Source organism: Propionivibrio limicola (assembly GCF_009469695.1).
Classification (GTDB): Bacteria; Pseudomonadota; Gammaproteobacteria; order Burkholderiales; family Rhodocyclaceae; genus Propionivibrio; species Propionivibrio limicola.
This window is the reverse complement of record NZ_SSSR01000019.1, coordinates 1-13,104: the sequence shown is the minus strand read 5'-3', so window position 1 is coordinate 13,104 and position 13,104 is coordinate 1. Positions and strand designations below refer to the sequence as shown.

The following is a 13,104-nucleotide window of genomic DNA, read 5'->3' as shown; positions in this document are numbered from 1 at the left end:
CTCTGCTTCAGTTGCCGTAGACCGGGAACTTCTTGCACAGCGCGGAAACGTCACTGCGCACGCGGGCCAGCACGGCCTCGTCGTTCGGAGCATCGAGCACGTCGGCCACCAGATGCGCGACCTGCTCGGCCTCGATTTCGGTGAAACCACGCGTCGTCATGGCCGGCGTGCCGATACGGATGCCGGACGTGACCATCGGCTTCTGCGGATCGTTCGGGATGCCGTTCTTGTTGACCGTGATGTGCGCCTTGCCGAGCGCCGCTTCGGCTTCCTTGCCGGTGATGTTCTTGGCGCGCAGGTCGATCAGGAAGACGTGCGACTCGGTGCGACCGGAGACGATGCGCAGGCCACGTTCTTCAGCCAGCACGCGCGACAGCACACGGGCGTTGGCGACAACCTGTTCCTGATAATTGCGGAACTCCGGCGTCGCGGCTTCCTTGAAGGCCACGGCCTTGGCCGCGATGACATGCATCAGCGGGCCACCTTGCAGACCGGGGAAGATCGCCGAATTGATGGCTTTTTCGTGCTCGGCCTTCATCAGGATGACGCCGCCGCGCGGGCCGCGCAACGTCTTGTGCGTCGTCGAGGTAACGACGTCGGCGAACGGCACCGGGTTCGGGTAGCAACCGGCGGCGATCAGGCCGGCATAGTGCGCCATATCGACCCAGAAAATCGCGCCGACTTCCTTGGCGATCTTGGCGAAGCGCTCGAAGTCGATGCGCAGCGAGTAGGCCGAAGCACCGGCGACGATGATTTTCGGCTTGTGCTCGCGCGCCAGCGCTTCCATCTTGTCGTAATCGATGGCTTCGTTGGCATCGAGGCCGTAGGCGACGACATTGAACCATTTACCGGACATGTTGAGCGGCATGCCGTGCGTCAGGTGACCGCCTTCGGCGAGGCTCATGCCCATGATCGTGTCGCCCGGCTTGGCGAAGGCCATCAGCACGGCCTGGTTGGCCTGCGAACCGGAATTCGGCTGGACGTTGGCGGCATCGGCACCGAACAGCTTCTTCAGGCGATCGATGGCAATCTGCTCGGCCACGTCCACATACTCGCAGCCGCCGTAGTAACGCTTGCCGGGATAACCCTCGGCGTATTTGTTGGTCAGCTGCGAGCCCTGCGCTTCCATGACTGCCTTGCTGACATAGTTTTCAGAAGCGATCAGTTCGATATGCTCTTCCTGACGACGATTTTCATCCTCAATCGCCTTCCAGAGTTCTGGATCAACTTTCGCCAGGGTATCTTTCGCGGAAAACATCGTGTGCCTCACAAGCCGTTGAAAAGTGGCGAATTGTATCATGCGAAAAAGGCGTTCCACAGCCGGCAAAAAGCATTAAAAATCAATGGACAAAACAAACACTACAAAGCCACCCGGAATCGCTTTTCCGTATTGTGTGCGATAATCGCGCCCTTTTCCCATGTAACCGAATCGCCACTTCGCGATTCGCCCCTTGCGCGGGTTGCCCGCTCCGGACAACCTCGCCCACAAAGGAAACAGACGTGAACGCGCTTCTCAACTTCTCGCGCCGCGTCGACGCCATGACGGAAAGCGTCGGCAAGGCCGCCACCTGGATCGTTCTTCTTGTCGTCCTGATCAGCGCCGGTAACGCTGTCATGCGCTACACGATCAGCTACAGCTCGAACGCCCTCCTGGAAATTCAGTGGTATCTGTTCGGCGCCATTTTCTTTGCCTGTTCGGGCTACACGCTGCTGCGCAACGAGCATGTGCGCATCGACCTGATTGCCAGCAAATTTTCCAGGCGCGGCCAGGCGTGGATCGACATTCTGGGCATCATTTTCTTCCTGATGCCGATGGCGGTCGCCATCATCTATTTCTCGTGGCCCGTTTTCCTTCACGCCTTTGAAAGCGGCGAAATGTCGAACAGCGCCGGCGGCCTGATCGTCTGGCCGGCCCGGCTGATGATTCCGGCCGGCTTCCTGCTGCTTTCCTTGCAGGCGCTCTCCGAATTGATCAAGCGCGTCGGCTTCCTCAAAGGCCTGTGCGCAGACCCGACCGACAAGGGCAAAAACCCCACCGCTGAGGAAGAACTGGCCCTCGCCATCAAAACCAACCGGGGAGAAGCGGAATGACCGAGTTTCTCATCGCCAACATGGCGCCCATCATGTTCGCCTCGATGGTCGTCTTTCTCCTGACCGGCTTTCCGGTCGCCTTTGCCCTGGCTGCCAACGGCATCGTCTTCGGCTTGATCGGCATCGAACTCGGGCTTTTCGGCCCGCAACTCTTCCAGGCGTTGCCCGACCGCATCTACGGCGTCATGGCCAGCGAGAACCTGCTCGCCGTCCCGTTCTTCACGTTCATGGGGCTGATTCTCGAACGTTCCGGCATGGCCGAGGACTTGCTCGACACGATCGGCCAGCTCTTCGGCCCGGTGCGCGGCGGCCTGGCCTACGCCGTCATCTTCGTCGGTGCGCTGCTCGCGGCCACTACCGGCGTTGTCGCCGCATCGGTCATCTCGATGGGACTCATTTCCCTGCCGATCATGCTCCGCTACGGCTACGACAAGCGGCTCGCGACCGGTGTCATCGCTGCCTCCGGCACGCTCGCCCAGATCATTCCGCCGTCACTGGTGCTGATCATCATGGCCGACCAGCTCGGCAAGCCGGTGAATGACATGTACGCCGGCGCACTCATTCCCAGCCTCGTTCTGACCAGCCTTTACGTTCTTTACGTGGCAGGCATCGCCTTCTTCAAACCACAATGGGTTCCGGCACTGCCAGCCACCGCCCGCACGGCCTACGGCAGCAAGTTGATGTTGCGCGTACTGACGACGCTGCTGCCGCCGCTCATGCTGATTTTCCTCGTCCTCGGCACGATCTTCCTCGGCATTGCCACGCCGACCGAAGGCGGGGCGATGGGGGCCGCAGGCGCACTCATCATGGCCGTCCTGCGCAAGCGACTCGACCGCCAGTTGCTCAAGCAGGCGATGGAGAGCACCGCCAAGCTGACCACCTTCGTCATCTTCATCCTGATCGGTGCCCGCGTCTTCTCGCTGACCTTCTACGGCGCCGAAGGCCACCACTGGGTCGAACACCTGCTCGGCGACCTGCCGGGCGGGCAGATCGGCTTCCTGATCGTGGTCAACATCATGATCTTCGTGCTCGCCTTCTTCCTCGACTACTTCGAACTGGCCTTCATCGTCGTGCCGCTGCTCGGCCCGGTAGCCGAAAAACTCGGCATCGACCTGATCTGGTTCGGCGTTCTGCTCGGCATCAACATGCAGACCTCCTTCCTGCACCCGCCGTTCGGTTTTGCCCTGTTCTTCCTGCGTTCCGTAGCGCCGGTTTCGGTCAAAACGTCGGATATCTACTGGGGCGCGATTCCGTTCGTGGGCATCCAGATCCTGATGGTTTGCCTGGTCATCGCCCTGCCGCAAATGGTGACATTCAATCTGGAGAAGCAGGAGCAGGTCGATCTTGAGAAGATCGAGATCGAGGTGGAAGGCTACGAATACGCTCCGCCGGATTTCTCGCTCCCGGCCGAAGGAGCGGCAGCGCAGACACCGTAGCGGGTTAGACCCACAAAAAACGCCGGACTTGCCGGCGTTTTTTTGTGGATGATCGGCTTTATTTCCGACGACTGAACATGAAATTGGCGTACGAGCCTTCGGCGACGCGGAACCAGGCATTCTGATCGTCCATGAACTTCTTGTAGTCGTCATAAACACGCTTGAAGTTCGGATTCTTGGCCGAAATCTCGGCATAGAGCTCCATCGCCGCCTTGTAGCAGACCTCCATCACATCCTTCGGAAAAGGGCGCAGCTGGGCACCAGCGGCGACCAGTTTCTTGAGCGCTTCCGGATTCTTGGCGTCGTACTTCGTGCGCATCTCGGTGTGCGCATCGGCGCAGGCGGCGCGGAAGGCCGCCTGATACTCCTTGGGCAACGAAGCCCATTTCTTCGTATTCACATACACCGAGACTTGCGGACCGCCTTCCCACCAGCCCGGGTAGTAGTAGTACTTGGCCACCTTGTTGAAGCCCAACTTGTGGTCGTCGTACGGGCCGACCCACTCGGCGGCGTCGATCGTTCCCTTTTCCAGCGATGGATAGATATCCGGCCCGGCGATCTGCTGCGGCACAACACCCACTTTGGAGAGCACCGCACCGGCCAGCCCGGCGATGCGCATCTTCAGTCCTTTAAGGTCGGCCGCCGACTTGATTTCCTTGCGGAACCAACCGCCCATCTGGACGCCGGTATTGCCGCACGGGAAGGCGATGATGTTCGACTTGGCGAAAAATTCGTTCATCAGTTTGGAACCGTTGCCCTCGCGGTACCAGGCATCGGTCTGCCGGTTGTTCATGCCGAACGGAATCGCCGTGTCGATGCAGTATGTCGGGTCCTTGCCGTAATAGTAGTAGCCGCAGGTGTGACCCAGCTCGACGGTGTTGTCGCGCACGGCGTCATGCACGCCCGGCCCCGGCACGATCTCGCCGGCGGCGAAATGCTGGATCTGGAACTTGCCGCCGGTAATTTCGGAGAGGCGCTTGATCAGGAACTCACCCGTGCCGAAAAGCGTATCGAGGCTTTTCGGGAAACTCGAGGCCATCCGCCACTTGATCACCGGCAAACTGGAATTCTGCGCGATCGCCGGCATGGCGGCCGCACCCGCAGCCAATCCGACACCGGCCGACTTCAAAAAGGAACGTCTTTCCATGGTTTCTCTTCTCCGAACATTGTTATTAACCAACCTGCAGACAGGGCGAAAAACATAAACGTGGTCCTCCACCGGGCCGTCAAATCAACTACCGGCGACTTTCATTTCCTCGACGAGGATCGAACCAACCTGCCGTGAACCGCGCACGAGAACATCGTTGCCGATCGACGCAATGTTGCGGAACATGTCGCGCAGGTTGCCGGCGATCGTGATTTCCTCGACGGGATACTGGATTTTGCCGTTCTCGACCCAATAGCCGGCCGCGCCGCGCGAATAGTCGCCCGTCACATAGTTGATTCCCTGGCCGAGGAGCTCGGTCACGAGCAGGCCGCGCTCCATTTTCTTGAGCAACCCGGCGAAATCGCGCTTGCCCGGACGGACAATCAGATTGTGCGACCCACCGGCATTGCCGGTCGTCTGCATCCCCAGCTTGCGGGCGGTATAGGCACTCAGAAAGTAGCCCTGCAAAACGCCGTCTTCGACCACTTCCCGGTCGCGGGTCGCCACGCCGTCGTTGTCGAACGGGCTGCTGGCCAAGGCACCCGGCAAATGCGGGCGCTCGCTGATCTGCACTTTTTTCGAAAAGACCCGCTTGCCGAGACTATCGACAAGGAAAGAAGACTTCCGATACAGACTGCTGCCACTGACGGCGCGCACAAAACTGCCGATCAGGGAAGATGCCAGTGGCGCTTCGAACAGCACCGGCACCTTGCAGGTCTTGATCTTGCGGGCGCCAAGACGGGCCAGTGCGCGGCGCGCCGCATAGTCGCCGATCTCCTCCGGCGTCGCGAGTCTGGCCGGATCACGCGAGGTCGAGTACCAGTCGTCGCGCTGCATCTGCTCGTCCGCACCGGCGATCACCGAACAGGAAAGGTAGTGTCGCGACGTCGGATAGCCGCCCATGAAGCCACGGCTGTTGGCCGAGACGAAATGCCCCTCTTGCCCCGAGACCGTCGCTCCTTCCGAATTGCTAACCACCGGACTGACGGCAAAGGCGGCGTCCTCGCAGCGACGCGCCAGGTCAGCCGCCTCGTCGACCGAAAGGCACCAGGGATGGTACAGATCAAGATCAGCGAAGCCCTGTTCACGCGTGGCAAAAAGCTCCACCTCGGGCAAGCCGGCACAGTCATCGGCCGCCGTAAAACGGGCGATATTCACCGCCGCCTCGACCGTCTGGCGCAGCGCCTTTGACGAAAAATCGGAGGTACTGGCATGGCCCTTCTGCTGACCGAGATAAATCGTGACGCCGATCCCCTTGTCGCGGTTGTACTCAATGGTCTCAACCTCGCCGCAACGGACGGTCACCGACTGCCCGAAACCTTCCGAGACATCGACTTCGCAATCGCTGGCGCCGGCGTTCCGGGCCAGATCCAGGACATCCTGAGCCAACTGCTGGAGCGTGCCAGGCTCGTGGCTGAAGCGGTTTGCAGCGGCGGCAGAAACAGTTGTAGCGGCTTTTCTCGGCATGTGAAGAAGGCTCGGACGTTGAAACTCGTTATCATAGCAGCTTGCCGCCGGCGTCCCCCACCCCGGGCGCAGCGGAAAAACCCAGACCAACCCTAGAACTGCCACGATGACTAACGACGACGAAACGCTTGAACCTCTCTCAAAAACGCGCCGCAAACAGGCCATGGAAGACCTTCAGGTACTCGGCGAAGAGCTGGTCGCGCTCCCGACCGACCGCCTCAAGAAGATCGACGTTCCGGAGGACCTGCGCAATGCGGTCGCCGCCGCCCAGCGCATGCCGCGCAACAGCGAAGCCAAGCGGCGGCAGATGCAGTACATCGGCAAGCTCATGCGCTCGGTCGACGAAGAGCCCATCCGCGCCGCCCTGGCCGCTGTGCGCGGCGAATCGGCCGCCGAAACGGCCAGGCTGCATCGCTTGGAAAAGCTCAGAACGGAATTGCTGGCCGACGAAAAGGTGCTGCACGAGCTCGCCACGCTTTACCCGGGGCTCGACCTGCAGCATCTCCGTTCGCTGCGCCGCTCCGCTCTCAAGGAACAGGAACAGAACAAGCCGCCGCGCAGCTACCGCGCCATTTTCCAGTTGCTCAAGGACTGCGAGAACATGCCCGGCAAGGGTGACGAATAGCCCGGGGACGCTGGACCATCAATCCATTTTTTCTTCGCGGAAACGCCCGATTTCAAAACTGGCCCCACCGGTCTCCTGCTCAACCGGGGAAAGAACGCAACGCTGATCGCCGTCGATGAATTCCATGTTCTCGCGCAGATCGAACCCCGCGACCGGCAGCACCACGCGCGCCTCCCCGGCCGGGGCCGCCCCTTTGAGCAGAATCCCCGGAATCGCGCCCGTCGCGGAAAAACCGGCCGAACGCGGCCGCAACTCGATGGCGGCGGCCTGCCTTGCCAGCGTCTGGATACCGACTGACACCCGGCCGTCGTCGTCACGCCCGATGCGCCGGACAACGCCGAGCACCCAATTGTCGCCCCCTTCCGGCTGCAAGCAGAGCAGAACCCCTACCCCTAGCCAGTCGGCCACATCGTCGGCGGCCGCGCCAAAACCGCCCATGCTGACATTCTCGACGACCCAGCTTTCGGCGGAACGCTCCTTGCCCAAGCGGGCCAAGTTGCCGGCAAAAACGGTGAAGCAGTCGTCAAAACCGTGCAGGACGGCCATCCGGGTTTTGACCGGATGACGCGGATGGGCGCGCACCTTTGGCGCGGGCGACCAGAGCACGGCGAGATGACGCAGCACCGGCAACACCGTCCGCGCGGGGAATTCACCGCCGAGATTGAGATCGGACGGCATCTCGCCACGCTCGACGCGATGCATCAGATCGCTCAGCGCTTGCGGCGCCTCGCCCGGAGAAAAAAAGCGGATCGTCGGGCCTAGCTGGCCGGGCAGACGCGCCAGACGGATGGGCGGCGTTCCATTCGCCGCATCGATCCAATACACGCTGTGCGGCTGACATTCTTGCGACACCGCAAACAAGGGTAGGAAATGCGCGACCAGCCAGTCGGCAAGTTCGATTTCAAGCGGCCGCAAACTCCCCATCGACGAGGCGCGCAGCACCAGCGCCTGCAGATATTGCTGGGCGACGCTGGTCACCGCGGATTGCCCCGGATAAAGCTGTACCGATTTTTGCGCATAGCCCGCCGCTTCAGCGGCAAGGTACGGTTGCCCGAGACCGCGCCACAAGTCCTCGCCCACCCGGCCGTAGCGGAATTCGACCCATTTGAGCTGAGCCGTCCGCGCTGCCATCAGACGCGTCGCCGCGAGCGGCAACGAAGACTTGAAAGCATCGTTGCCGCGCTCTTTCGGATTCCGCGTGGCCATATCGATGCACAGCGCGTACAGGCTCGCGACTTCGCCCCAGTAGTTGTACGACATCGTCCAGCGTTGCCGCTCTTCGCTCTTCGACTGCTTGCCGGTCTGCAAGTAATCGCGCGCCAGACGCCGTAGATGGGGCTGCGCGGCCTCATCGAGCTGGCGCACGACATCGAACAGCTGACTGGCGCGAAACCCCTCGGCCGCGAGCAGCGACTCCAGCCAGCCGTGAATTTCGTCGACCGCCTTGAACGAATTGTCGCGCGGCACCTCAGCCAACACCCGTTTGAGCTCCTTGGGCTCACCGAGCGGATGGTCCGGCCGCGAAGAGAAAAAATTCAGAATCATGGAGGCGCCCCAGTGGCGGCCGAAAGAAGGCCCGTTGAAGTGCAAAAATATCCAGTGAGTATAAGGGCTAAGGCAAAAGCTGCAAGCGGCACAAGTGCGCCGGCCGACGCCCTCAATTACAATGCGCGCTCCCCAACCGACCGCACGCCCTCCCATGAAACAGTACCTCGACCTGATGCGCCATGTCCTTGAGCATGGCGTGGACAAAGCCGACCGCACCGGCACCGGCACCCGCTCGGTCTTCGGCTGGCAGATGCGGTTTGACCTGGAGGCGGGCTTCCCGCTCTTGACGACGAAGAAGCTGCACTTGCGCTCGATCATCCACGAACTGCTCTGGTTCCTGAACGGCGACACCAACATCCGCTACCTGCACGAAAACGGCGTGAAAATATGGGACGAGTGGGCCGACGCGAACGGCGACCTCGGGCCGGTTTATGGCCACCAATGGCGGCACTGGAAAACACCGGATGGACGCGAAATCGACCAGATCGCGAAGCTCGTCGAGAGCCTGAAGAAAAACCCGGACTCGCGGCGCCACATCGTCACCGCCTGGAATCCGGCCGACGTCGACAGCATGGCGCTGCCGCCGTGCCACGCCTTCTTCCAGCTGTACGTCACCCCCGCCGCGCCCGGCGACGCCGATCCGCGCCCGAAGCTCTCCTGCCAGCTCTACCAGCGCAGCGCTGACATTTTCCTCGGCGTGCCGTTCAACATCGCCTCCTACGCGTTGCTCACGATGATGCTGGCACAGGTCTGCAATTATCGCTATGGCGATTTCGTGCACACCTTTGGTGACGCGCACCTCTATTCCAACCATTTCGAACAGGTTGCCCTGCAGCTTGGCCGCGAGCCACGGCCACTACCGACGATGCGCCTCAACCCGGACGTGAAGGACATTTTCGGCTTCCGCTTCGAGGACTTCACGCTCGACGGCTACGACCCGCACCCGCACATCGCGGCGCCGGTCGCCGTCTGACGAAAGGCATCCAATGCAAATTTCCCTGATCGCTGCCGTCGCCAACCATCGCGTCATCGGCAAGAACAACCGCCTGCTCTGGCAGCTGCCGGAGGACATGCGCCACTTCCGTACGACGACGCGCGGCAAGCCGGTCATCATGGGCCGGAAAACGTGGGAATCGCTGCCCGACGCCTTCCGGCCGCTGCCCGGCCGGCTGAACATCGTCGTCTCCCGCAATGCCGACTACGCCGCCCCCGGCGCCACGCTGGCCGGATCGCTGACCGAGGCGCTGAAAATAGCCGCACAAGCTTCGCCGAGCCCCGAAGAAGTTTTCATCATCGGCGGCGCCGAGATCTATCAGGAAACGCTGCCCGCCGCGCACCGGCTGTACCTGACCGAAATCGCTGCCGACTTCGACGGCGACGCGCACTTTCCCGAATTCACGCCGCAAGACTGGGAAGAAATCTCGCGCACGCCAGCGCAAGAGCCAGCGGCTTTCCCGTATTCGTTTGCCGTTTATCAACGACGCTGACCCAACTGGCCCGGAAAGCGCGTAGATACCGGAGATTGAAAAAGCTTCACCACCAAGACACCAAGACACAAAGACTCACCAAGAAAACAGCGGGTTAGCTTGGTGCCCTCTTGGTGTCTTGGTGACTTGGTGGTTCGCTTTTTTCGTTGACTACTAACGCACGCAATCGACGTAATACTTCGCCCGCCCGCCATTCGCTTCCTTGACCAGCCCGTGAATGTCGGTTTCGAAGCCGGGGAACTGGTTGTTGAAATCGCGCGCGAACTTGAGGTAGCGGACGATCGTCGCATTGAAGCGCTCGCCGGGAATCAGCAGCGGGATGCCCGGCGGATACGGCGTGAGCAGGATGCTGGTGATGCGCCCTTCGAGTTCATCGATCGGCACGCGGTCAATCTCGCGGTGCGCCATTTTGGCGAACGCCTCGGTCGGCTTCATCGCCGGCACCATGTCGGACAGATACATCTCGGTGGTCAGGCGAGCCACATCGTTGGCGGCATAGACGCCGTGAATCTGCCGGCACAAATCCTTGAGGCCGATGCGCTCGTAGAGCGGGTGCTTGGCAACGAATTCCGGCAGCACCTTCCAGAGCGGCTGATTCTTGTCGTAGTCGTCCTTGAACTGCTGCAGCTCGGTGACCATCGTGTTCCAGCGGCCCTTGGTGATGCCGATCGTGAACATGATGAAGAACGAATAAAGACCGCACTTCTCGACGATCACGCCGTGCTCGGCCAAATACTTGGTGACGATCGCCGCCGGGATGCCCCACTCGGCAAAATCGCCATCGACATCCAGCCCCGGCGTAATCACGGTCGCCTTGATCGGATCGAGCATGTTGAAGCCTTCGGCAACCTGGCCGAAACCGTGCCAGCGGTCGCCGGGCTTCAGCATCCAGGCGTCGCGTTCCTCGATCCCTTCTTCGGACAGGTCGTCCGGGCCCCAGACCTTGAACCACCAGTCGGCACCCCACTCCTCATCCACCTTGCGCATGGCGCGGCGAAAATCGAGCGCCTCGGCGATCGACTCCTCGACCAGCGCGGTGCCTGACGGTTCCTCCATCATCGCCGCCGCCACGTCGCACGAGGCGATGATCGAGTACTGCGGCGAAGTCGAGGTGTGCATCAGGTAAGCTTCGTTGAACACATCGCGGTCGAGCTGGCGCTCCTCCGAGTTCTGGACGAGGATTTGCGACGCCTGCGACAGACCGGCCAAGAGCTTGTGCGTCGACTGCGTCGAGAACACCATCGACTCCTGACAACGCGGCCGGTCGGCGCCGATGGCGTGGTAGTCGCCGTAAAAGTCGTGGAAGGCGGCATGCGGCAGCCACGCCTCGTCGAAATGCAGGGTGTCGATCTTGCCGTCGAGCATCTCCTTGATTTCCTCGACGTTGTAGAGAATCCCGTCGTAGGTCGACTGGGTGATCGTCAGCACGCGCGGCTTGACGTTGACGTCACTCGCAAAGGGTTGTGCGGCGATCTTTTTCTGGATGTTTTCCCAGCGGAACTCTTCCTTCGGGATCGGGCCGATGATGCCGTAGTGGTTGCGCGTCGGCATCAGGAACACCGGCACGGCGCCGGTCATGATGATCGAATGGAGGATCGACTTGTGGCAGTTGCGGTCGACGACAACGATGTCGCCGGGCGCCACGGTCGAATGCCAGACGATCTTGTTCGACGTCGACGTGCCGTTGGTGACGAAGAAGAGATGATCGGCGTTGAAAATACGCGCCGCATTGCGCTCGGAGGCCGCCACCGGCCCGGTGTGGTCGAGCAGCTGGCCGAGCTCTTCAACCGCGTTGCAGACGTCGGCGCGCAGCATGTTCTCGCCGAAGAACTGGTGGAACATCTGGCCGACCGGCGACTTCAGGAAAGCGACGCCGCCCGAATGTCCCGGGCAGTGCCACGAGTACGAACCGTCCGCTGCATAGTGCGTCAGGGCGCGGAAGAACGGTGGCGGCAGCGAGTCGAGGTAAGCCGTCGCCTCGCGCTTGATGCTGCGCGCGATGAATTCCGGCGTGTCTTCGTACATGTGGATGAAGCCGTGCAGCTCGCGCAGCACGTCGTTCGGGATGTGGCGCGAGGTGCGCGTCTCGCCGTGCAGGAAGATCGGAATATCACGGTTGCGGTGCCGGATCTCGGCAACGAAGGCACGCAGCTCGGCCAGCGTTTCCTCGGGCTCCATCGCCAGCTCCTCGTCGTCGATCGACAGGATGAAGGCGCTCGCCCGCGACTGCTGCTGGGCGAACGAAGTCAGATCACCGTAACTGGTAACACCGAGCACCTCCAGCCCTTCCTTCTCGATCGCCGCCGCCAGGGCGCGGATGCCGAGGCCGCTGGCGTTCTCAGAACGGAAGTCCTCGTCGATGATGATGACCGGAAAATTGAAGCGCATGGCTCTATCCTTGAAAAGCAGCGACCCGCCGCAGCGGGTCAAAGAATAAGACGGAAATACGACAGACGTATTGCGTAATCAGATTTTCGGCAGGGTCACACCGACCTGCCCTTGGTACTTGCCGCCGCGGTCCTTGTACGAAGTCTCACAAATCTCGTCCGACTCGAAGAACAGCACCTGGGCGCAGCCTTCGCCGGCATAGATCTTGGCGGGCAGCGGCGTCGTGTTCGAGAACTCGAGGGTCACATAGCCCTCCCATTCGGGTTCGAACGGCGTCACGTTGACGATGATGCCGCACCGCGCATAGGTGCTCTTGCCGAGGCAAACCGTCAGCACGCTGCGCGGAATGCGGAAGTACTCGACGGTGCGCGCCAGCGCGAAGGAATTCGGCGGGATGACGCAGTAGCCCTTGCCAGATACCTCGACGAAAGACTGCGGATCGAACGCCTTCGGGTCGACGATCGTTGAATTGATGTTGGTGAACACCCGGAATTCGTCGGCGCAACGGATATCGTAGCCGTAGCTCGACGTGCCGTAGGAAACGATTTTCTGGCCATTGACTTCGCGCACGAGCTCGGGCGAAAACGGCTCGATCATGCCGTGCTGCTCCGCCATGCGGCGAATCCATTTATCGGATTTGATGGACATTGCAAAATCCCGGAAACCTTTAAGAAGGCGCGTATTTTACGGTTTCCGTGACCTTGAAGGGGAAGATATTTTCCCCAGGGCAATCGCACCAAACCCGAAATGCCACCGTCGTGAACATGCCAAAATAGCCGTTCACAATCAATCAGTTACAAAGGGGCTGTTCACAGGGCGTTGATTTGTGTAGTTTTCTGTCTTTTTGGGTGGCGTATGGAGACGGAGAAAGCGGCTACGGCAAATCAACGAGTCTCGCTGACGGAGGTCTTTTCG

Annotated in this window: 11 protein-coding genes; 5 read left to right on the top strand and 6 right to left on the bottom strand. The window is 61.1% G+C overall.

Annotation, left to right across the window (positions count from 1 at the left end; genetic code table 11):
- Positions 1 to 7: 7 nt before the first annotated feature.
- The gene (gene glyA / locus GH659_RS11975) at positions 8 to 1,258 is read right to left on the bottom strand and encodes a serine hydroxymethyltransferase (protein WP_153111655.1); all 1,251 of its coding nucleotides are present in this window, start codon (positions 1,256 to 1,258) and stop codon (positions 8 to 10) included.
- Between the two features lie 242 nt (positions 1,259 to 1,500).
- On the opposite strand from glyA, the gene GH659_RS11970 reads away from it, so the two are divergent.
- Both GH659_RS11970 and GH659_RS11965 read left to right on the top strand, forming a co-directional pair.
- Complete coding sequence (locus tag GH659_RS11970; protein WP_153111654.1) at positions 1,501 to 2,091, top strand: TRAP transporter small permease subunit; 591 nt, start codon at positions 1,501 to 1,503, stop codon at positions 2,089 to 2,091.
- Complete coding sequence (locus GH659_RS11965; RefSeq protein WP_153111652.1) at positions 2,088 to 3,527, top strand: TRAP transporter large permease; 1,440 nt, start codon at positions 2,088 to 2,090, stop codon at positions 3,525 to 3,527. Before GH659_RS11970 ends, GH659_RS11965 begins: the two co-directional genes overlap by 4 nt.
- A 58-nt stretch (positions 3,528 to 3,585) precedes the next feature.
- On the opposite strand, the gene GH659_RS11960 is transcribed toward GH659_RS11965, so the two are convergent.
- Together GH659_RS11960 and pmbA are read right to left on the bottom strand one after the other, a co-directional pair.
- A complete protein-coding gene (locus tag GH659_RS11960) occupies positions 3,586 to 4,674 on the bottom strand; it encodes a TRAP transporter substrate-binding protein (RefSeq protein WP_153111650.1) in 1,089 nt (362 codons plus the stop codon).
- An 84-nt stretch (positions 4,675 to 4,758) separates the two neighbouring features.
- Positions 4,759 to 6,141 (bottom strand): metalloprotease PmbA, encoded by a 1,383-nt coding sequence (pmbA, locus tag GH659_RS11955; RefSeq protein ID WP_153111649.1) that lies wholly within the window; start codon positions 6,139 to 6,141, stop codon positions 4,759 to 4,761.
- 106 nt (positions 6,142 to 6,247) lie between these two features.
- Here pmbA and yjgA point away from each other — a divergent pair, with 106 nt between their 5' ends.
- A complete protein-coding gene (gene yjgA / locus GH659_RS11950; RefSeq protein WP_153111647.1) occupies positions 6,248 to 6,766 on the top strand; it encodes a ribosome biogenesis factor YjgA in 519 nt (172 codons plus the stop codon).
- Positions 6,767 to 6,784: 18 nt separating this feature from the next.
- Here the strand turns inward: yjgA and GH659_RS11945 are convergent, their stop codons facing one another.
- A complete protein-coding gene (locus tag GH659_RS11945) occupies positions 6,785 to 8,311 on the bottom strand; it encodes a hypothetical protein (RefSeq protein WP_153111646.1) in 1,527 nt (508 codons plus the stop codon).
- Between the two features lie 154 nt (positions 8,312 to 8,465).
- On the opposite strand from GH659_RS11945, the gene GH659_RS11940 reads away from it, so the two are divergent.
- Together GH659_RS11940 and GH659_RS11935 are read left to right on the top strand one after the other, a co-directional pair.
- Positions 8,466 to 9,287: a thymidylate synthase gene (locus GH659_RS11940; protein WP_153111644.1), complete on the top strand. Its 822-nt coding sequence runs from the start codon at positions 8,466 to 8,468 to the stop codon at positions 9,285 to 9,287.
- A gap of 13 nt (positions 9,288 to 9,300) precedes the next feature.
- Positions 9,301 to 9,801 (top strand): dihydrofolate reductase, encoded by a 501-nt coding sequence (locus GH659_RS11935; protein ID WP_153111642.1) that lies wholly within the window; start codon positions 9,301 to 9,303, stop codon positions 9,799 to 9,801.
- A gap of 153 nt (positions 9,802 to 9,954) precedes the next feature.
- Here the strand turns inward: GH659_RS11935 and GH659_RS11930 are convergent, their stop codons facing one another.
- Together GH659_RS11930 and dcd are read right to left on the bottom strand one after the other, a co-directional pair.
- Positions 9,955 to 12,189 (bottom strand): arginine/lysine/ornithine decarboxylase, encoded by a 2,235-nt coding sequence (locus GH659_RS11930; RefSeq protein ID WP_153111641.1) that lies wholly within the window; start codon positions 12,187 to 12,189, stop codon positions 9,955 to 9,957.
- Between the two features lie 78 nt (positions 12,190 to 12,267).
- The gene (gene dcd, locus GH659_RS11925; RefSeq protein ID WP_153111639.1) at positions 12,268 to 12,837 is read right to left on the bottom strand and encodes a dCTP deaminase; all 570 of its coding nucleotides are present in this window, start codon (positions 12,835 to 12,837) and stop codon (positions 12,268 to 12,270) included.
- Positions 12,838 to 13,104: the final 267 nt, after the last annotated feature.

Excerpts from the sequence above, each read along its gene's own strand:
- glyA (WP_153111655.1), bottom strand. The coding sequence starts at position 1,258 with ATGTTTTCCGCGAAAGATACCCTGGCGAAAGTTGATCCAGAACTCTGG.
- GH659_RS11965 (WP_153111652.1), top strand. The coding sequence starts at position 2,088 with ATGACCGAGTTTCTCATCGCCAACATGGCGCCCATCATGTTCGCCTCG.
- GH659_RS11960 (WP_153111650.1), bottom strand. The coding sequence starts at position 4,674 with ATGGAAAGACGTTCCTTTTTGAAGTCGGCCGGTGTCGGATTGGCTGCG.
- pmbA (WP_153111649.1), bottom strand. The coding sequence starts at position 6,141 with ATGCCGAGAAAAGCCGCTACAACTGTTTCTGCCGCCGCTGCAAACCGC.
- yjgA (WP_153111647.1), top strand. The coding sequence starts at position 6,248 with ATGACTAACGACGACGAAACGCTTGAACCTCTCTCAAAAACGCGCCGC.
- GH659_RS11945 (WP_153111646.1), bottom strand. The coding sequence starts at position 8,311 with ATGATTCTGAATTTTTTCTCTTCGCGGCCGGACCATCCGCTCGGTGAG.
- GH659_RS11940 (WP_153111644.1), top strand. The coding sequence starts at position 8,466 with ATGAAACAGTACCTCGACCTGATGCGCCATGTCCTTGAGCATGGCGTG.
- GH659_RS11935 (WP_153111642.1), top strand. The coding sequence starts at position 9,301 with ATGCAAATTTCCCTGATCGCTGCCGTCGCCAACCATCGCGTCATCGGC.
- GH659_RS11930 (WP_153111641.1), bottom strand. The coding sequence starts at position 12,189 with ATGCGCTTCAATTTTCCGGTCATCATCATCGACGAGGACTTCCGTTCT.
- dcd (WP_153111639.1), bottom strand. The coding sequence starts at position 12,837 with ATGTCCATCAAATCCGATAAATGGATTCGCCGCATGGCGGAGCAGCAC.